General features: G+C 57.3%; 15 protein-coding genes, 1 tRNA gene and 1 pseudogene. 9 read left to right on the top strand and 8 right to left on the bottom strand.

The window, feature by feature from the left end; translation table 11 throughout:
- Window positions 1–6 precede the first annotated feature (6 nt).
- From BMZ10_RS23490 to gabD, 4 genes are all read right to left on the bottom strand, one after another.
- Window positions 7–447 carry a hypothetical protein gene (locus BMZ10_RS23490; protein ID WP_093468006.1) on the bottom strand — a complete coding sequence of 147 codons (441 nt, stop codon included), beginning with the start codon at window positions 445–447 and terminating at the stop codon, window positions 7–9.
- A gap of 195 nt (window positions 448–642) precedes the next feature.
- Complete coding sequence (locus tag BMZ10_RS23485) at window positions 643–1863, bottom strand: HDOD domain-containing protein (protein ID WP_093468003.1); 1221 nt, start codon at window positions 1861–1863, stop codon at window positions 643–645.
- Between the two features lie 158 nt (window positions 1864–2021).
- Complete coding sequence (gene gabT / locus BMZ10_RS23480) at window positions 2022–3302, bottom strand: 4-aminobutyrate--2-oxoglutarate transaminase (RefSeq protein ID WP_093467999.1); 1281 nt, start codon at window positions 3300–3302, stop codon at window positions 2022–2024.
- A gap of 294 nt (window positions 3303–3596) precedes the next feature.
- Window positions 3597–5039, bottom strand: coding sequence for an NADP-dependent succinate-semialdehyde dehydrogenase (gene gabD / locus BMZ10_RS23475; protein WP_093467996.1), 1443 nt, complete (start codon window positions 5037–5039; stop codon window positions 3597–3599).
- Window positions 5040–5380: 341 nt separating this feature from the next.
- On the opposite strand from gabD, the gene BMZ10_RS23470 reads away from it, so the two are divergent.
- The 4 genes from BMZ10_RS23470 to BMZ10_RS23455 all read left to right on the top strand — a co-directional run bounded on the left by BMZ10_RS23470 (window position 5381) and on the right by BMZ10_RS23455 (window position 8901).
- Window positions 5381–5457: transfer RNA gene (locus tag BMZ10_RS23470), tRNA-Arg, on the top strand.
- Window positions 5458–5744: 287 nt separating this feature from the next.
- Window positions 5745–6668 carry a hypothetical protein gene (locus tag BMZ10_RS23465; RefSeq protein ID WP_143070328.1) on the top strand — a complete coding sequence of 308 codons (924 nt, stop codon included), beginning with the start codon at window positions 5745–5747 and terminating at the stop codon, window positions 6666–6668.
- Window positions 6668–7156, top strand: coding sequence for a hypothetical protein (locus tag BMZ10_RS23460; protein ID WP_093467990.1), 489 nt, complete (start codon window positions 6668–6670; stop codon window positions 7154–7156). Before BMZ10_RS23465 ends, BMZ10_RS23460 begins: the two co-directional genes overlap by 1 nt.
- A gap of 98 nt (window positions 7157–7254) precedes the next feature.
- A complete protein-coding gene (locus BMZ10_RS23455) occupies window positions 7255–8901 on the top strand; it encodes a GIY-YIG nuclease family protein (RefSeq protein ID WP_093467987.1) in 1647 nt (548 codons plus the stop codon).
- Window positions 8902–9190: 289 nt separating this feature from the next.
- Here the strand turns inward: BMZ10_RS23455 and BMZ10_RS28055 are convergent, their stop codons facing one another.
- Complete coding sequence (locus BMZ10_RS28055) at window positions 9191–9316, bottom strand: hypothetical protein (RefSeq protein ID WP_371266157.1); 126 nt, start codon at window positions 9314–9316, stop codon at window positions 9191–9193.
- Window positions 9317–9784: 468 nt separating this feature from the next.
- A pseudogene (locus BMZ10_RS28430) lies at window positions 9785–9884 on the bottom strand (RHS repeat-associated core domain-containing protein); the annotation flags it as partial.
- Window positions 9885–10063: 179 nt separating this feature from the next.
- Between BMZ10_RS28430 and BMZ10_RS23450 the strand changes: the two are divergent.
- Entirely contained in the window at window positions 10064–11194 is a 1131-nt protein-coding gene (locus tag BMZ10_RS23450) for a mechanosensitive ion channel family protein (RefSeq protein ID WP_093467984.1), read from the top strand.
- Window positions 11195–11266: 72 nt separating this feature from the next.
- Here the strand turns inward: BMZ10_RS23450 and BMZ10_RS23445 are convergent, their stop codons facing one another.
- A complete protein-coding gene (locus BMZ10_RS23445) occupies window positions 11267–12754 on the bottom strand; it encodes a YdgA family protein (RefSeq protein ID WP_093467981.1) in 1488 nt (495 codons plus the stop codon).
- Between the two features lie 228 nt (window positions 12755–12982).
- Between BMZ10_RS23445 and BMZ10_RS23440 the strand changes: the two genes are divergently transcribed.
- From BMZ10_RS23440 to BMZ10_RS23425, 4 genes are all read left to right on the top strand, one after another.
- Entirely contained in the window at window positions 12983–13675 is a 693-nt protein-coding gene (locus BMZ10_RS23440) for an HAD-IA family hydrolase (protein WP_093467978.1), read from the top strand.
- 210 nt (window positions 13676–13885) lie between these two features.
- Window positions 13886–14392 carry a sigma-70 family RNA polymerase sigma factor gene (locus tag BMZ10_RS23435; RefSeq protein ID WP_177182207.1) on the top strand — a complete coding sequence of 169 codons (507 nt, stop codon included), beginning with the start codon at window positions 13886–13888 and terminating at the stop codon, window positions 14390–14392.
- A complete protein-coding gene (locus tag BMZ10_RS23430) occupies window positions 14392–15357 on the top strand; it encodes a FecR domain-containing protein (RefSeq protein WP_093467975.1) in 966 nt (321 codons plus the stop codon). Before BMZ10_RS23435 ends, BMZ10_RS23430 begins: the two co-directional genes overlap by 1 nt.
- A 131-nt stretch (window positions 15358–15488) precedes the next feature.
- Entirely contained in the window at window positions 15489–17933 is a 2445-nt protein-coding gene (locus tag BMZ10_RS23425; protein ID WP_093467972.1) for a TonB-dependent receptor, read from the top strand.
- A 129-nt stretch (window positions 17934–18062) separates the two neighbouring features.
- Here the strand turns inward: BMZ10_RS23425 and BMZ10_RS23420 are convergent, their stop codons facing one another.
- Window positions 18063–19028: a LysR family transcriptional regulator gene (locus BMZ10_RS23420; protein WP_093467969.1), complete on the bottom strand. Its 966-nt coding sequence runs from the start codon at window positions 19026–19028 to the stop codon at window positions 18063–18065.
- Window positions 19029–19117 lie beyond the last annotated feature (89 nt).

Genomic DNA, 19117 nt, shown 5'->3' with positions numbered 1-19117 from the left:
CAACGGTTAGCGTATGTTCTGGATGCTGCCTTTGTTACCCGTGACCTTGACCTTCACCTGCTTGAAGATGAAGTAATCGTTGACCGTGACCTCGTAACGAGGGGCAACGATAAGGTCCGACCCCGAGGATTTCACGGCCTTGTAAGCGGCGGCAGCCTTGGCGTTGGAAACCGGATCAGGGAGTGGCAGCCCCATTGCGGAACCGCTACCTGCACCATAAGTTACGCCGTCTGCAAACTTGTTGTCGCCGCCTAGCGCCAGCCATCCGAACAGAACGTTGGTGGAGGATTCACCGCTGATCGCCTCGCCCACTTTTACGTCCGCTTTCAAGTCAGTTCTGACTTCACCCGAGAGCGGCGCGGTAGGCTGGCTGACGTTGTAGCTCACGCAACCACTCGTGGTAGCGATCAATGTGCCGACTGCGGCCAATGTCCATAATTTTTTCATCTGTGTTTCCCTTGCTTATGATCAGATAGTTGCAGCGGCGCAACTATGGAGAGGGAATACGGAAAAAAAAGTCAGACACTTCCGAACAGGAAGTAGGCCCGATCAGCCGTTACCGGACGGACATTTCATACATCAACCACGTCGAAGGCTGCCCTGGGAACCAGTGAAGCCTTTCTGATCGCCTTTGCGGCAACCTCAAGCCACCAGTTTGTTTCGCACCCGCTCAAGCTCCGAGGCGCCGATTTTCAATAACCGCGCCGACTTGCTCTTGGCCAATGCCTCCAGCGGATCCTCGACGCCCAGCCGCCCCATCTGTCCTGCCAGGTTCATAGCGAGCACTTCGCGAGTGTACACGCCGGTGTTGTACTGATAGACCGCCGCGATCAATTCACGCAACTCCAGCGGCAGGCGCCAACGAGTGCGAAGCGCCGAGCCGAACGCCGCCGAATACTGTTCGAGCGCGCGGGCAATGGTCGCATCGTCCAGCGTACCGCCGGCGTGCAACCAGTCCTGCAGGCAACGTATGACCGCCAGATCGCCAAGGCCTCTGAGCAATCCGGCGCAATAACACCGTTCGTGGTCCAGCTCGAGTGTGCTCGCCAGGATGCGCGCGTAGCCGGCGGTACGCCGTGAGACGTCCCAGATCTCACTGGCCTGAAGAAGCAGCGCAGGGTCGGTCAGGATCGCGCCACGCTTGAGCGCAAGCCCCTGAACGAGGTTAGCGCTCTGGATAGCGCCCAGCACCGTCAGCGCCTGACCCAGTGTCTGTTGCGGCTTGCCTTGATGTTGCGAAGCACTGTTGGCGGCAGCGATCAGGACCGCCGTAACATGTGGATCGGAGATCAGCTCTTGCTCCAAGCGCTTCAGATCGACACCGGCGGCACCCTTGCTACGGGCAACGGCCTGCGCGACATCGACGAACAACGGGCCGCCGTCCGCCACTTCCCGACGCTTTTCCAGAAACCCGTCAAGTCCGACGCCTGGGGCCAGTGCCGGGATCTCACACGCGACCTGAGCACCGTCCTGCAACAGCAGCGCTTCAAGCCGATACCGCAGGCCTTCCATATTCAGAGGTTTGGTGAGATAGGCAGTCGGTGCGAGCTGCACCGCCTCGCGCACGCTGGCGCTGTCATTGCGGTTGCTCAGCAGAATGAAACGTACCGGGGGCTGGCGTCTCAACAGGCGAACGCCGCGTAACAGGCTAAGCCCGTCGACGCCCGGCAGCTCACGAGACGCAATCACGAGGTCGGGGATGTATCCGCGCATCAGTTCAACCGCCTGCTTCCCGTCCGAACACACGTCGAGCTGTGCGTCGCAGCGCACATCCAGAACGAGTTCATTGAGCATCTCGCGAGCCCAAGGGTCAGCTTCAGCAATCAATACACGAGGAACGGAAGGCGCCTCAACAACGGTCATCATGACTCTCCGGCATCAGTCTTCGTACATTAGTCAAAGAGAACGGCGGGAGACAGGCTTAAAGCGCTTTTTTCTGACGTCAATAAACGAAAAAACCTGCCGAAGCAGGTCTTTTCTGATGAATTGGTCACTTTTTGATCAAACGCGACCCGCCTCCATCACGCGATTTCAGCGAAGCACTCTTCGATGATTTTCAGGCCTTTGTCCAACTGCTCGTCTGGCGAGGTCAACGGGACCAGAACGCGCAGCACGTTACCGTAGGTGCCGCAGGACAGAAGGATCAGACCCTTGTCACGTGCCTTGGCAACCACCTGAGCCACCGCTGCAGCATTAGGCTTATGCGTGTCGCCGTTTTCGAAGCACTCGACCGCAATCATCGCGCCCAGGGCACGGACTTCGCCGATTACCGGGTTCTTGGCCTGGATGGCACGCAGGCCCGTCACCAGGCGCTCGCCGACAGCCTTGCAACGGTCCAGCAGGTGCTCTTCTTCGAACACTTCCATCACTGCCAGCGCAGCCGCGCAGGCAATCGGGCTACCGGCATAGGTACCGCCCAGACCACCTGGCGCGATCGCGTCCATGTATTCGGCCTTACCGCAGACGCCAGCGAGCGGGAAACCGCCTGCAATGGATTTGGCGAATGTGGTCAGGTCAGCGGTGACGCCCATCTGCTCCATGGCGAAGAAGGTGCCGGTACGGCCAGCGCCTGTCTGCACTTCATCAGCGATCAGCAGAATGCCGTGCTTGTCACACAGTTCGCGCAGACGAACCATGAACGCTTTAGGCGCGACGTAGAAACCACCTTCGCCCTGAACCGGCTCGATGATGATCGCTGCAATGTCCTTCGGCTCGGCGTCGTTCTTGAAGATACGCTCGATGCTGGCGATGGAGTCGTCAACGCTCACGCCATGCAGCTCGTTCGGGTACAGCGCGCGGAAGATGCCGCCTGGCATCAGGCCCATGCCGGCCGAGTAAGGCACGACCTTGCCGGTCAGCCCCAGGGTCATCATGGTGCGGCCGTGGTACGCGCCGGTGAACGCGATGACGCCAGCACGGCCAGTGGCAGCGCGAGCAATCTTGACGGCGTTCTCTACTGCTTCGGAACCGGTGGTGACCAGCAGGGTTTTCTTGGCGAAGTCGCCCGGCACCTTGGCGTTGATTTTTTCGCACAGCTCAACGTATGGCTCGTAGGCCAGCACCTGGAAGCAGGTGTGCGTCAGCTTGGTCAGTTGCTCTTGTACCGCAGCAACGATTTTCGGATGCAGGTGACCGGTGTTGAGCACCGCGATGCCGCCTGCGAAATCGATGAACTCGCGGCCTTCAACGTCAGTCACGGTCGCATTTTTCGCGGAATCGGCGAAGATCGGGTGAATTTGACCAACGCCACGCGGAACAGCGGCTTCGCGGCGTTTCATCAGGGATGCGTTTGTTTTGCTCATGTTTTCCTCATTCGCCGCTCATCGGGCGGCGTGGTTCAAGGATCAAGCGGCGGGTTCAACAGCGGCAGCATACGATGATCGACTGCCGCGGCCTCCCGGCCAGCAGATGGATGGTCTACCACTAACACCTGCGTAGCGTCGCTCTCGCGCCACGCAGGTTGAATATTTCTTGCGTCACTCTGAAGCACGGTGAGCGAAGGTCAGGCTGGGCGGCAAGGTTCGAAAAAACGGAGCTGGCTTCAGCCAATGACTAGCTTTCCGAACCTTGCCAACACCGCCTCACCGAGCGCAGCTTCAAACCGACAGGCAGAGGTATTTGATTTCCAGATAGTCTTCGATGCCGTACTTGGAGCCTTCACGGCCCAGGCCCGACGCCTTCACGCCACCAAACGGGGCGACTTCGTTGGAGATCAGGCCGGTGTTGATGCCCACCATGCCATATTCCAGCGCCTCGGCGACACGAAACACGCGGCTCATGTTCTGAGCATAGAAGTATGACGCCAGACCAAACTCGGTGTCGTTCGCCATGGCGATGACTTCGGCTTCGTCTTTGAAGCGGAACAGCGGCGCCAGCGGACCAAAGGTCTCTTCCTTGGCCACGGCAGCGTCCTTGGACACGTTCACCAGAATGGTCGGCTCGAAGAAGTTGCCTTCCAGGCTGTTACCCCCGCTCAGCACCTTGGCACCTTTGCCCAGCGCATCCGCGATGTGCTCCTTGACCTTGGCGACGGCCTTCTCGTCGATCAGCGGGCCGGTGGTGGTGCCTTCGGTCATGCCGTCGCCGACTTTCAGCTTGGCGACCGCCGCCTTCAGTTTTTCGGCGAACGCATCGTAGACCGAGTCCTGCACGTAGATGCGGTTGGCGCACACGCAGGTCTGACCGTTGTTGCGGTATTTGGAAATGATCGCGCCTTCAACTGCCTTGTCCAGATCGGCGTCGTCGAACACGATGAAGGGCGCGTTGCCGCCCAGCTCCAGCGAGACTTTCTTGATGTCGTGAGCACATTCGGCCATCAGCTGACGACCGATTTCGGTCGAGCCGGTGAACGACAGTTTGCGCACGATAGGGTTGCTGGTCAGCTCGGTGCCGATGTCGCCTGCGCTGCCGGTCACGACGCTGAACACGCCAGCCGGAATGCCTGCGCGCTCGGCCAGCTCAGCCAGCGCCAACGCCGAGTAAGGCGTCTGGGAAGCCGGCTTGAGGACCATCGTGCAGCCAGCGGCGAGCGCCGGGCCGGCCTTGCGGGTGATCATCGCCGCCGGGAAGTTCCATGGCGTGATGGCGGCAGTCACGCCGATTGGCTGCTTCAGCACGATCAGACGCTTGTCCGGCTGATGGCCCGGAATGACGTCGCCGTAGACGCGCTTGGCTTCTTCGGAAAACCACTCGATGAACGAAGCGGCGTAGGCGATTTCGCCCTTGGACTCGGCCAGCGGCTTGCCTTGTTCAAGGGTCATCAGGCGACCGAGGTCTTCCTGGTTTTCCATCATCAGTTCGAACCAGCGACGCAGCTTGGCGCCACGTTCCTTGGCGGTCAGCGCCCGCCAGGCCGGCAGCGCCTTGTCAGCGGCTTCGATGGCGCGGCGGGTTTCGGCAGCGCCCATCTTCGGGACAGTGCCGAGAATTTCGTTGGTGGACGGGTTGTTGACCTTGATGGTCTGGCCACTGTCGGCATCGGCCCAGGCGCCATTGATGTACGCCTGCTGGCGGAACAACTTCGAATCTTTGAGCTGCATGTCGGCCTCCTAAACAGCACCGCGCGTGGCGGAGCGAATTTTATTGATTATTCAAAGGCGCCTCGACCGAGGCTGCCGTCAGGAAAACAGGGGTTGGACCTGCGCGCGAAAAAAGGTAAAGCGCAGAGAAACCGAGGGTGAGCGTTTGAAATCTCAAACGAATCCTAGGGACAACAGGGGTAAAGGACAATACTCCGTTCGAAAAAAAGAACGCAAACCTCGGGAATCCCGAAATTTTCTGATCAACGTCACTTCCGACAGGCGCAAACGTGCGAAATCGACAACAGTCACTCGCCAGCATGGACGCACGCAGGCCAGATGAGTATCATGGCGCCCGCGTTGCACTTGTAGCTCAGCTGGATAGAGTACTGCCCTCCGAAGGCAGGGGTCGTGGGTTCGAATCCCGCCAAGTGCGCCACTATATTCGGGGCTTCCAGCCCATGCCGTCTGACAGCGAAATCATCCGTGACAGCAGGGTGACAGCATCGAGCAAAAGATTGCTTGAGGTCGGACGGATTCCGAGGGGCATCCAGCCCCTCTAAAAAAGGTCATCAGCAAAGCGTTAGCCCCATGAAATTTGATTTCATGGGTGCGTAGTGGGTGCAAACGGACGTTTACCCATCGCTTCACGGTCTGCTGCCTGGCTGACCCTAGGCCCCGTCCTTTCATCCTTCTTCAAAATCGAGACAGTGGGATGATGTGGTCATGAGCCGAGTTTCAAAAAGGATCTATTGCTTCCGGATGATGAATCAGGCTGGCGACCTAGTCGACGTCAGCGATGTCTTGGTGGACATATCGGATGCGCTCAGTATCGGGGAGAGCGAGATCCCGATGTTTGAAGACGTCCTGAGAATTCAGAGGTTCAAAGACACCCCAGCAGGCAGGCTTTATCACTTAGCCCGCTATTCCCCGGGGACCCTTAGCTCTACGCTTACCCCCAAGGCGAATGGAAAGCTAGACAACGAAGGTAGCCTCGGCGCGCCAGCGGGTAAGGAGTTCAAGACCGGGGAAGCCTACCTCCTGATTAGTGAGCACAACGTTCTATTTTGCGGTCACGGTCTTTCGCACCAGAAATGTGCTGGATATTTCTTCCGGCTGATCAAGGGGCAGGCACAAGACGTTGACCCGATAACGTTTCACCCGTCGAGCAACATTGACAAGGTCGCAATCCTGAACGCCCAAGGCGCCAAGTCGATTCGATTGAACGTGAATGCCTACAAGCTGAGCGTCCCGAAACCAAACTCAGGATGGCTAGCCGATGCTCTCTCCTCAGTCGGCAGTGAGGTCAAAGCGTTAATCGGCAAAGACCCTAATCGCTCACAGGAAAAATCTCTGGAGAACATGGTCGTCTCCCTTGAGGTCTCTCTTGAAGGCAACTCGAGAGCCACTGTGGAATCGAAGGACACGATTACAGACCTCGCGAACGAGGTGCTTTCAGACGAAGATTCCCCAATCGATAGCTTTACTATCGTCACTAGGGACGGCACGCCAATCACGAGCGACGATGTCAAATTGCACTCCTCTTTATCTGTCGAGAAGAATGGAACTTCGTTGAATCACGTGCAGATTTGGGACGGGATGGTTAAATACTTTGGGCAGCTCGAGAAGCAGAAATTGCTGGAGCAGTGATGAAAATTGACTGGCGTCGGGTCTTCTTTTTTTTGGGTGCGGCCATCGTGAGTGTCTGGTGCGGTTGGCACGGGCAGCCGTTGATCCACGAAAGCGACAACGCCAGATCAATGATCACTGACGTGTTCTCAATTCTTGCCGGCTTCCTGATGACGGTTCTTACTCTCCTAATTGAGCCCAAGCCTACTGCAAAGATCTGGCGAGAGGCTGCCTCTAAGAAGACGACCTTTGTGAACCGGATTGTCCGCTACAAATGGCTGTTCATGCTTTATCTGAGCGTATTGGGGATGGTTTTCGCCGCCAATCTACTGAGCAAAAGCGAAGACTGCGCCGAGATTCTGGTTTGGCTAGAAAGAGCATATTTATCGCTTGCTACGCTGGCGTTCATCATCTCGTTAATGCTTCCGAACCAGCTGATGCAGCTCCAGGTGAGCAGATACAACGAGATGATCGAAGAAAAGAAAAAACCAGATTCTGAACCTAAATAGCCTTCGTGCTAATACTAACACCTGGCTGGCTGGCATTTCCCAGCTTGTCAATGATGTCGCTCTTTTCCAGGATAATCGAGTTGTAGGGGGGAAGCTTCATGACTTATGACGGCAGAATGCGAGAGCTAGGATTTTGGGCTGCTCCTAAGGAGGGAACGCCTGAGTACGAAGCTTTAGCTAGTAGGCTAGGGGAACAAAACCGAGACCCTGCTTTTAAAAAGTTCATGAAGGAGCGTGTTGATAAAGCTCACGCTCTTAAGTTTATACAGACGGTAAACGGCGCTGGTCTTCCGCAAGATAACATGATTCGGGAATACAACGAAGAATACAACAATCGTCTTTTTAACCACTCAATCCATGACATGCCCTCATCGTTCAATACCGCAGAGGCGTTTACTCGATACCTGCCGCATATGAGCGTTTTTAAACTACTGCGCGAGATAGATCACATTGTCTCATTTGTAGATTATCTAGATTTCGTAACGTCTGATGATGATGGACTAAAGGATTTGGCTGGCCTGCAGTTCATGGAAGATGACGTTATCTATTCATTCAACGGCTCCCATGATCCAGAAGAACTTACATTTCGATGTGCTGAAGCTTTAGTGTTCGCCGTGTCTGGGGTGTCGCTTGTGAAGCACGGCTCAGAAATTAATGTGCTGATGCTGGCGGGCGAAAAATGTGATTTAGCAGAAAAGACAGCTGAAATCGAAGCAAGCTTTTCCCAAATTTTAGAATCGCCGCTTAAACCACGCATCGCCCCCTCAGAGGATCTGGAACGCCGAGCGGTACCATTGGTAGAAGGGACATCACTATGGAAGACTATCGTGATGTGTCGCATTGATACTGTGAGCTCCACCATCGACGTGCGCTACATTTCCCAAGATTGCGGTTATAGCTTTATGGGCATCACAGATGATCTGGGAACGTTGATGAACAGCGAAGGAAAGTTTTTTGATGATCGTTGTGAGGACATGGCGAAAGAGATGAGTAAGCGGATGAGCGCCTATCAATCTCTGTTTGAGTTCATCAAAGTTTGTCTAAATCTCCCCCTATATGTTAATCGTAATGAAGAAAACACAAAGGTGGAAAGGCACCCTACCGCTTATAGGGATATTCGATCACAGCTCAAGTACAAGAAAGTTGAGAAGTACGCCCCCATATCCGAAAAGGTAGCGACTCGGAGTGTGATTTTCATCCAGCCTTCTCAGTCAGAAGGTTCGCGTAATAAAACCTTTTATTCACCAAATATAAAAATTGAAACCTCCGGATATTGGAAAAAGCTTTCTCTAGATAAGGTTGGTCAAGACAAAGTCGGGCAACCAATCCATGGTAGGACATGGGTTGAAAAAAGGATAAGCTGGGTAGAAGAATCATCAAAAACAGAACCTTTGAGTACTTCAAGTAGCTCAAGTAGTTCAAGGAATCATTCAGTGAACCCAGGCATCATATACGTAATGAGGTGCGCTGCTCACGGAAAGGATATTTTCAAAATTGGATTAACTACGCGCACCGCGGATTTACGTTCTAACGAACTTACATCGTCAACCTCGGCGCCGGATCAGTTTCTGGTCGTTGAAGAATGGGAGGTGGGCGACTGTGAGCTTGCGGAAAAAATCATCCATGAAAGGCTTGAACCATTTAGGATAAATCCCAAGCGTGAATTTTTTCATGCTCGCTATAGCGTCATTTTTTCGGTAATTAGGGATGTAATCGCTGAGATCGATCCTGATTTCGAAAATTGATGCGACCCGAGTCGGTTTTATTCGCCTCATGCATCACAATTTGGGTCACTAGGCCTGAGTATGTAATCTCCACGACGGCATGTCTAAAGCGTTGGGGCGAGTCGCGAGGCGCCTGAACCCGGATGGCCGGAGATTCCTGCTCTTTTCCTCGGCGTAGATCGAGGCGGAGATAATGGCACTCGCTCCGGCGCCGACGCTCGATGCAGCTCGGTACCGGGATTCTGCCGGCAGTTGAATTTCTCGCGTAGCCAAATCCACCGCCGGGCGACTTCTCTGAAGCCGCCCCTTTCTACTGCTCGTCTTCCGAGACGATGCCCAGAGAAAAGATTGCAGAACCCACGATCATCTCGCCGTAGCACAACGGTACAGGATTGCCCTGGGTCACGGTGTTCTTGATCCCAGAAACACTGCTCACCATCTTCATCCTCGATAGAAACTTTGCTCTGCCGTCTTAACCATTCGAATAACCTTTTCAGGTCGTGCTCGATACTGGCTGGGTGGCTGCATATTTTAAGAAAAATTCTATCGGAGTCAAAAAAGAATCTGACGTCGAACTCGCAGTCCTCCTTCCCTCTGGTTTCCATTCCACGCAGTCGAAATTCACTTTCGGAGGGATTGCCTGAAAACGTGTCCAGCATCGACACCGTATTTTTTATATTGCCCATCTGCTCCAGATAAAAGACAGGAGTTCCAAACTTGACCTGAAATTCTGCAGCCATTTTGTTTTCTCCTATGTGCCATGAGGTCTTCCTGCCAAGAAAGGAAAGTCCCCTAGATTTCTCAAGCCTACATGCGCTGCCGAAGAATGGGTTCTAACGCTCATTCCGTCATTCGCAAGCTTCCAGGTTCCGGTAATCATGTCGGCCCATGGCCCGACCAGCTACCCGATCGGATCCGGCGTGGTGAAGCGTCCGACATCTGGATCGTAGAACCTTAACCTGTTCTATTGCGATTCCGGTCTCGAGATCAAGGTATTTGCGCTGCTAAGACTGTCGCGCTGCTCGTGCAGCAGCCTGTCCACTATTCTCCATCTCAAACGCTCTGGCTCGCGCTTTGCGTCGGGCGGGGTGTTTAACCAATATCCTGCATCCCGGGGAACGATTGGGCGGCGGGGAGGTTCACACTTCTTGTCTTTGAACCGTCTTCCAAGCGAGCTCCCTGTATGGAACACGTCCTCCCGGACGCCTGGCTGAACGCTCTGCCGTTGCCATGGCTGAACACACTTATCGCCGCGACCGCCGCTGTCTGCATCGCCCTGTTGGGGCGCTGGTTCGCACTGGTGGTACTTCGACGCTTCGCCAATTCCTTCGTTTTTGCGCAGCAACTGATACTGCGCGCCGAGCCGCCCAGTTTGTGGCTGATCCCGTTATTGGCGCTGCAAACCGTCTGGACCTCCGCGCCGGATGATCTGATGTTGATCAATGGCGTCAGGCATCTCAACGGGATGCTGGTGGTGGCGGGCTTTACCTGGCTTGCGCTCAGTTGCGTGAGAGCGATCGGCGAGGCCGTGGCGATCCGCAATCCGCTGGATATCGAGGACAATCTGCAGGCCAGGCGCATTCAGACGCAGGTGCGCGTTCTGGTTCGTTGCCTGAACGTGCTGGTGCTGCTGTTCGGGACGGGCTTGATCCTGATGAGTTTTCCGCCGGTCAGGCAGATCGGTACGAGTCTGCTGGCGTCTGCGGGATTGGCGGGACTGGCAGCGGGCTTCGCCGCCAAGCCGGTGCTGGGTAACCTGATTGCAGGGCTGCAGATTGCGATCTCTCAACCGATTCGGCTGGATGACGTGGTCATCGTGGAAGGCGAGTGGGGTCGAATCGAGGAGATCAGCGGCACGTACGTGGTGGTGAAAATCTGGGACGAGCGGCGGATGGTGATTCCGTTGCAGTACTTCATTGAAAAGCCCTTCCAGAACTGGACGCGCAGCACGTCGAGCCTGATTGGTTCGGTCTTTTTATGGGTCGACTACGCACTGCCGCTGGAAGAGTTGCGCGAAGAAACGGAGCGCATCTGCAGGGACATTCCGCATCTGTGGGATGGGCGCGTGTGCGTGCTGCAGGTCACCGACACCACTGCCAAAGCCATGCAGCTGCGGGTGCTGCTGAGTTCGGCCGATTCGTCGCGCAGTTGGGACGCCCGCTGCCACATGCGCGAGCGGCTGATCAGCTTTGTTGCCAAGCAATACCCGCAATATCTGCCGCAGCTGCGCGCCGAGATGTCATCGCGTACGGTTCAGCCCGAACGAGAAGGTCACGAAACGCCGACTGAGATCGCCCGTCAGCCTCCGGTTTAAGCAGCTTCAAGGCGCGTGACGCGCTTGATGTGAGATGTTCAGCGGGGCGCCGAGTCGGTGCCCCGCTTGAACTCACTGCCCCTGATTGAACACCACGAACTTGCCCATCATCGCCGCTGCGAATTGCTGGGCGGTCATCTTGATGCCGTTGAAATCCACCATGTCATCGGCGTAATGCAGGTTGGAGACGATGTTATCGCCCTCGACGTTGCCCACCTGCAGCATCACCGCCATGCCACCTACGGATTCGGCGGCGCCCTGGGCCTGCTGGGCGATCGCCGCGGGATCGGTCAGGCCCGCCGATTTTGCCTGCAACGCTGCCAGGTCCCGGATCATCGGCTTGGAGACCACCAGTCGCGCATCCAGGCGGGTCAGCAATTGCTTGAGCAAGGCGGCGCCCGGCTGGTCGAGAGAACTCGGATTGCCCAGGTCCATCGACAGGTTGAAATGGCTCTCGCCGCTGGCAGTCTTCAGGGAGAACTTTTCCAGCTCGATGTGCGGCTTGGCGGTCAGCAGCTTGCCGATCTCAGCTTGAATCTGAGCCTGATCCGCTGCGCTCAGATGCGGCGTATAGGACTGGCCTGTCGCTGCGGCCGCCTGCGCCTGTGGCTGGATTTTTTCCTGGTACAGCTGGAACAGCGACTTCGTCGCGGCGATATCGAAATTGGCAAACTTCCACAGCATCTGCGAGGAGCCAATGCTCTGTCCGTCGAAGCTGATATTGCCGACGTCGTAACTGACCTGTGCGTTGAGGTTGCCTTCCACTTCCTGCAGCAGGCTGGTGTTGACGAAGTCCTTGAGTTCGATTGCAGGCTGACCGGCGGCCTGGAATGTAAACGCGCCTACCTTAGCGTCGCTGTGGCCCAGGTAGAAGCCAGACTGGCCTTTTGTGCCGCCGGTGTTGAACGTGAAGTCTTTCATCGACAACTTGACCGGCCCTTCTTCGGACGTCGCGGTGACATCCAGGCTGCCCAGCAGACCGTTGGCTTCGAGCTTCTCGCCGTTGCCGCTGGCTGAGGCGTTGAGGGTCAGCCCGGAGAACTTGAAATCCCCTTCCTGATTGCTGAATTCGAATGGCAGAAAGTCGATGCGGCCCAGGCCAGCGCGGTCGTAGCCCATGCTGAAGTGGCCCGTCAGCGGCGACTGGTCATGGGTCATGGCGAACCATTTTTCGGCGTAGATGTTCTTTTCCAACTGCATGTTGCTGGCCGCCATCACCGGCACGAGTTGCAACGACTTCACGCGGCTCCACGGCAGCGGGCCATGTTCGATATTGTCCACGAACAACAGCTCCACGGGTTGATCGTCCGTAAGTTGATGGTCGCGGAACGTCAGTTTGTAATGGGCGGTACTGGTGAAAAAATGGCGATCCAGTGACAGCAATTCGATGCTCGCGTTGGCTTCCTGGCCAACGAGCGCGGCCTGCATCTGCTGATTACCTTGCTGAACGACATCACCCAGCACGCCTTCAAGACGAACTCCCGTATACCAGGCACCAGCGGTGACCAGAGCGCCTGCAACCACGATGACGCCTACGGCAATGTTGACTGATTTTTTCATGTGTCGACTCGAAGATGTCCGTTCTTGAAGAGGGGTCGTGTCTTCCGTGACCCCGCAGGGTTTCAGCGCATCGGTGCGCGCGCCGGGCAGCATTTCGGGCTGCCGAGAGCCCGCGAGATTAGCACTTGATGAGGACGTTTTGCAGCCGCGATGAACGGCAGTCGCCCCTAGCCACAGCGTTCCTCGAAACGTTAGGCTGAACGTCAATTTGCAAACGGGATCGATGAGATGAGCGATGCGCAAAAGCCCAAGGGGCCGATCAAAGCGGTGATCTTCGACATGGATGGCCTGTTGCTGGATACCGAAGGCATCTACACCGAGGTGACCAACACCATCGCCAACTGGCACGGGAAAACCTTCGACTGGGCGGTGAAGCAGCATTCCATCGGTCGTGGCTCGCAGGATTTTGCCGACTACGTGATCAGCGCTCTGGAATTGCCGATGTCCGCTGAGGAATTCCTGACCGTGCGCCAGCCGATGCTCGACGAGCGCTTTCCCCACGCGCAACCGATGCCTGGCGCCGAGGCTCTGGTGCGGCACTTGGCCGAGCACAATATTCCGATTGCTGTGGGCACCAGCTCCTCGCTTCATTACTTCAATGTGAAGACGAGCAATCATCGTCCGTGGTTCGAGCTGTTTCGGCATGTCGTGACGGCTGATCATCAGGACGTGACAGCTGCCAAACCTGCGCCGGATATCTTTCTCGTCGCTGCTCGCTTCCTGGGCGTGGACCCGAAGGACTGCCTGGTGTTCGAGGACTCGCCTTTCGGCGTGACAGCCGCGAAGACCGCAGGCATGTATGCGGTGGCCGTTCCGGATTCGCATATGCCCGTCGAGCAGTACGCCCATGCCGACCTGATATTGGCTTCACTGGCGCAATTCCCGCTGGAGGACTGGGGCCTGCCGGGTTACCACGATTGATTTTGCCAGCTGTGTGAAGACGCCAGCAGCACATAGGTTGTGAATGCGCTCGCGGCACGGCTGTTCGGACATTGAATTGCCTGAACAGCCGTCTTGCGGACGATATCGCCTGCGCAGAATGAAATTGCCAGCGCTCTCGTGCCGACTATAGAATGCGATCAATTCTTAATTACATCCGGCAAGGATGCCCGGTATGTTCCAGTGGTCCCTATGTCGTCAATCGATCGATCGCTCAATTTGCATGTCCAGAACCTGTATTGCGAACACCATGGCTGGCTACAGCGCTGGCTGGATCGCAAGCTGGGCAATCGCTGCGATGCAGCCGATCTGGCCCATGACACGTTCATTCGCCTGCTCACCCGACAAAGCCTCGCCAACCTCGGCGCAGAGCCCCGCGCACTGCTGACGCACATCGCCAAGGGCCTGGTGATCGATCGCTGGCGCCGACAGGATGTCGAGCGCGCGTACCTGGAAACCATTGCCCACCTGCCCGAGCCTGACGTGCCGTCGCCGGAAACCCGCTGGCTGATTCTCGAAGCGCTGTATCGCATCGACGCCATGCTGCGTGAAATGCCGGAAAAGACGCGTCAGGCGTTCTTGATGTCGCAGATCGACGGCATGACCTATGCGCAGATCGCCAGCGAACTCAACGTGTCCCTGATCACGGTCAAGCGCTATATGCGCGACGCATTCCTCGCCTGCCTGAGCGTGACGTGATGAATCATCCGATCGATCCGCAGATCCTGGGAGAAGCCGCCGACTGGCTGGTGCAGCTGCAATCCGGTGCCGCGACTGAGGAAGACCACCGCGCCATAGCGCTTTGGCGCGGACGCAGCGCTCAACATGCTCAGGCCTGGCAGCGGGCAGAAGCCATCATCGGCGACTTCCGCGCTGTGCCCGGCTCGATTGCCAGCGATACGATCAAACGCATTGGCCGCAATAAAAGCATCGGTCGACGCCAGGCGCTCAACCGCATCGGCCTGTTTCTGCTGGCAGGCCCGGCGATCTGGCTGGCGCAGCGCGAGCTGCCGTGGCAGGAATGGATGGCCGACCAGCACACCGCCATCGGCGAGCAGAAAAACCTGACGCTGCCGGATGGCACGCAGATGCTGATCAACACTGGCAGCTCTCTTAACATCGCCTTCAACGCCAATGAGCGACGCATCAAATTGCTCACCGGCGAAGTGCTGATTACCACAGCAAAGGATCCGTCGCCGACCTATCGCCCTTTCATTGTTCAGACGCGGCACGGTGCGGCCCGGGCGCTGGGCACGCGTTTCAGCGTGCGCGTCGAGGATCAGATGAGCCGCCTGGCGGTGGTGGAAGGCGCGGTGGAAATGCAGCCGGTCGGTGGCGGTCAGGCGGTGATCGTCAAGGCGGGCGAGCAAAGCGCGTTCGGTTCTGTTAGCGCCTATCCCGTGCAACCGCTGGATAGGGCGAGCATGACGTGGGAGAACGGCATGATGGTCGCCACAAACATGCGCCTGGCGGATTTGCTGACGGAGCTGGGTCGCTATCGCCCGGGTGTCCTGCGCTGTCACGATTCGGTGGCGGATCTGAGGGTGTCCGGTGCATTTTCGCTGCGCGATACCGACGCCAGCCTGCGCCTGTTGCAGCAAACGATGCCGATCAACGTCAGCAGCCTGACACGGTATTGGGTAGCGGTTGAGCCGCGCAGCTGAACCGGTCGTCACGACTGACGAGCCCCCGAATTGGCTGCATACAAAAAAATACGACTTTCGCTGATACCTTTTTCCCTGTCGTTCGGTGTGCAGGAGACCCCTCACTTTCTTTGCGTCGACAGGATTGCCGAATGACTTTCAGGCCGCACCTCCACTCTCCAAGAATGAGTCCTACTCGCTTTAAGATTAAGGCATTGAGTCTGGCCGTGGCCCTGACGGCGTTGCTGCCGACCCATAGCGTGATGGCGGCAGAGGCTGCACAAGCCAGCGTGATGCGCAGTTATTCCATCGCGCCCGGTCCGCTGGGCAATGTGCTTGCGCAATTCGCGGCGATGTCCGGCGTACCGCTGTCGTTCGATGCCAAGCTGCTCAATGACCACAACAGCGCTGGCTTGCAGGGCGAATACACGGTGCAGTCAGGCTTTGCACAGCTGCTCAACGGCAGCGGATTCTCACTCATCAGCACCGGCGCCAATGGCTTCACGGTCGCTCCGGACGTCAATGTCGGCGACGCTGTGCAACTGGGCGCGACGACTGTCGACGGTGAATTGGGTGCTCAGGCGGATACTTACGCGGGCGGCCAGGTCGCTCGCTCGGCTCGGCTCGGCGTACTGGGCAATCAGGACATCAAGGATGTGCCGTTCAGCGTGGTGAGCTACACCTCCAAAACCATCGCTGATCAGCAGGCAAGAACGCTGGGCGACGTGCTGCTCAACGACGCCTCGGTGCGTCAGTCGGCAGGCTTCGGCAACTTCTCTCAGGTCTTCACGATTCGCGGCTTGCCGCTGCAGACGGACGACATTGCGTTCAACGGCATGTACGGCCTGCTTCCGCGCCAGATCATCACCACTGAGGCGGTCGAGCGCGTCGAGCTGTTCAAGGGTCCGAACGCCTTCGTAAACGGCGTTGCCCCGCAAGGCAGCGGCATCGGAGGCAGCGTCAACATCGTGCCCAAGCGTGCCGAAGACAAGCCGACCCGCAGCGTGACGCTGGACTACACCGGCGACAGTCAGGTGGGTGGCCACCTGGACCTGGGCACGCGGTTCGGTGAAGACAACCGCTTCGGCGCCCGCATAAACCTCGCCCAGCATGGCGGCGAGACAGCGATTGATGACGAAACCAAACGTTCGCAGTTGGTCGCTGTGGCACTGGACTACCGAGGCGAGCGGCTGCGTCTGTCCACCGATTTCGGCTATCAGAAAGAGCGCATCAATCAGGGCCGTTCGGTGGTTTATCCCAACGGTACGGCCGTACCGCATGCGCCATCTGCCAAAGACAATTACGCTCAAGACTGGACGTGGTCGCAGCTGGAAGACACCTACGGCATGGTCAACGGTGAATACGACCTGAACGACTATTGGACGGCCTACGCAGGCGCTGGAGCGAAACATACTCGTGAGAACGGCGAATACTCGTCCCTGTATGTCAGCGACAAGTCCGGCACGGCCAAGACCGGCTTCCTTTACGCTCCTCACGACGAGGACAACAAGAGTGCCATTGCCGGGTTGAACGGTCACTTCAATACAGGTCCGGTTACGCACCAGATGAACGTTGGTCTGTCAGGCATCTGGGGTGAGCAGCGGTCCTCGTTCGAGGCGATTCTGCAGGCCAATCGTCCGCCGAATAATATTTATGATCCCGTGCAGCTTCCGCGGCCGACCAACACCTACTTTGGCAGCGACATTCATGATCCGCGGATCGTCGGCAAAAACCGCATCAAGAGCGCTGCAGTGTCCGATACGCTGGGGTTCATCGATGATCGGGTGCTGCTGACCGTTGGTGTGCGTCGGCAGACGATGGAAATCGACTCATGGAGTACGTCGTCGGGAGCGCGTAATCCGCCCTTCGACAAGTCCATCACCACCCCGGTGTATGGATTGGTGGTCAAGCCTTGGGAAAATGTGTCGTTCTACGCCAACCGCATTGAGGGCTTGGCCCAGGGGCCAACGTCGCCCGCCAGCGCCGCGAATCCCAACGAGGTGTTTCCGCCAAAGCGCAGCAAACAGGTTGAAGCGGGCGTGAAGTTTGATGGGGACACTTACGGTGCAACGCTGGGCGTGTACCGCATCGAGCAGCCCAATAGCTCGACCAGCCGCAGTAATGTATTCAGCGTCGACGGCGAACAGGTCAACAAAGGCGTCGAGATGAACGTCTTCGGCGAGCCCGTCGACGGCCTGCGTCTGCTGGCCGGCGCAACCTTCATGCACACCGAACTCGACAAAACCAGCGGCGGTGTCACCGACGGCAATCGTGCGGCCGGCGTACCGCGCTTCCAGTACAACCTGGGCGCCGACTGGGATGTGCCGGGCATCGAAGGCGCGGCGTTGAGCGGGCGGATGCTGCGCACCGGCGGCGAGTACGTCAATGCCGACAACACCTTGAGCATCCCATCCTGGACGCGGGTGGATCTTGGCGCGCGTTATGGCTTCAAGGCGGACGACAAATACATCACGCTGCGCGCCAACGTCGAGAACGTCGCGAACAAAGCGTATTGGGCCTCCGCATCGACCGCCAATAACTATCTGACCCAAGGCGAGCCGCGGACGTTGAAGGTGTCGGCGACCGTTGATTTCTAAGCCCTGAGCGCAAGTCCCGCAGCCCGCTGAGTTGGACTCCCGGCGCGCTCCGGTTAGCTGGGCCGGTGTCGTGAACCCAGCGCAACCGCAGATCAGCGCTCAGGGTTTGCGCGCGCTCGTCGGTCAGCTTCAAACCAGCCGCTTCAGATCCACGCCAAGCGCCTGTGCGAAGGCTTTTACCAGCGGGCTGCGCGGAGCGTTGTGGCGCAGGATGAGGTTGAAAGGCGTGCTCAGGTGAATGAGATCAGGGCGCAACGCGCGCAACTGCCCATCGCACACCAGTGGCCGCGCGTAGTGCTCAGGCAGGAAGCCGATGAATCGACCCGTCAAAACCAACATTGCGACGGCCTCCACCTGCGAGGCCGACGCGGACTGACTGTCGTGATTGACGAAACTGGCCTTGTCGCGGTGGATCGCGTAGCGATGATTGACCACCTGACAATGGCGCAGGCTGTCGATATCCAGCGCGCTGTCGTCGGCCTCGAACAGCGGGTGGCCCGGTGCGCAATAGGCGTGGGATGTTTCTTGATAGAGCTCGAAATAATCGAATTCTTCGCGGCGCTGATAAACCGGCACGATGCCAAGACTCAACCGACCCTCGACCATGCCCCGCTCGATTTCATCGAGTTGCGACGCTTGCAGACGCAATCTTACTTTTGGCGCTTCGTCGTGCATTACTCTGAGCGCTTTAATTAACGATGAACTTTTATCGGACAGCGTATTGTCGATAACGCCAATACTCAGATCACCAATCAACTCGTTCTGCGCCGAACTTATCCGGTCTCTGAAACTGTCCACAGAGGCAAACAATTCGATAGCCGCCTGATAGACGAGCTTGCCTTCCTCGGTGAGATGAAACCCCTCCCGGCCACGCGTGCAGAGGCGCATGCCAATGCGAATCTCAAGGTCGGAAATCTGCTTGCTGATCGCTGCCAGGCCCACGTTCAGCTCGTTCTGCGCAGCGCTGAATCCTCCCGCTTCAACCACCGCCTGGAACACCCGAAGCAGCTTGAAGTCCATCCCGCTCAGAGTGAGCGCAGGACGGTTTCCCGGTCTGGATGGCAAGTTTCCAGAAGTGGAAAGTGGAGTTTCCATAATGCTTATTTACCTCGCCCGTTATATTCAACAGGCTTTGCCCCACAACAAAAACATGCCCGATAGATAATAAAGAACACAGAAAATGG

This window comes from Pseudomonas sp. NFR16, assembly GCF_900108875.1.
Classification (GTDB): Bacteria; Pseudomonadota; Gammaproteobacteria; order Pseudomonadales; family Pseudomonadaceae; genus Aquipseudomonas.
Note: the sequence above shows the minus strand (reverse complement) of the source record. Positions and strands in the feature narration are given on the sequence as shown.

Coding starts and splice junctions, on each gene's coding strand:
- BMZ10_RS23490 (WP_093468006.1), bottom strand. CDS start 447: ATGAAAAAATTATGGACATTGGCCGCAGTCGGCACATTGATCGCTACC.
- BMZ10_RS23485 (WP_093468003.1), bottom strand. CDS start 1,863: ATGACCGTTGTTGAGGCGCCTTCCGTTCCTCGTGTATTGATTGCTGAA.
- gabT (WP_093467999.1), bottom strand. CDS start 3,302: ATGAGCAAAACAAACGCATCCCTGATGAAACGCCGCGAAGCCGCTGTT.
- gabD (WP_093467996.1), bottom strand. CDS start 5,039: ATGCAGCTCAAAGATTCGAAGTTGTTCCGCCAGCAGGCGTACATCAAT.
- BMZ10_RS23465 (WP_143070328.1), top strand. CDS start 5,745: ATGAGCCGAGTTTCAAAAAGGATCTATTGCTTCCGGATGATGAATCAG.
- BMZ10_RS23460 (WP_093467990.1), top strand. CDS start 6,668: ATGAAAATTGACTGGCGTCGGGTCTTCTTTTTTTTGGGTGCGGCCATC.
- BMZ10_RS23455 (WP_093467987.1), top strand. CDS start 7,255: ATGACTTATGACGGCAGAATGCGAGAGCTAGGATTTTGGGCTGCTCCT.
- BMZ10_RS23450 (WP_093467984.1), top strand. CDS start 10,064: ATGGAACACGTCCTCCCGGACGCCTGGCTGAACGCTCTGCCGTTGCCA.
- BMZ10_RS23445 (WP_093467981.1), bottom strand. CDS start 12,754: ATGAAAAAATCAGTCAACATTGCCGTAGGCGTCATCGTGGTTGCAGGC.
- BMZ10_RS23440 (WP_093467978.1), top strand. CDS start 12,983: ATGAGCGATGCGCAAAAGCCCAAGGGGCCGATCAAAGCGGTGATCTTC.
- BMZ10_RS23435 (WP_177182207.1), top strand. CDS start 13,886: ATGTCGTCAATCGATCGATCGCTCAATTTGCATGTCCAGAACCTGTAT.
- BMZ10_RS23430 (WP_093467975.1), top strand. CDS start 14,392: ATGAATCATCCGATCGATCCGCAGATCCTGGGAGAAGCCGCCGACTGG.
- BMZ10_RS23425 (WP_093467972.1), top strand. CDS start 15,489: ATGACTTTCAGGCCGCACCTCCACTCTCCAAGAATGAGTCCTACTCGC.
- BMZ10_RS23420 (WP_093467969.1), bottom strand. CDS start 19,028: ATGGAAACTCCACTTTCCACTTCTGGAAACTTGCCATCCAGACCGGGA.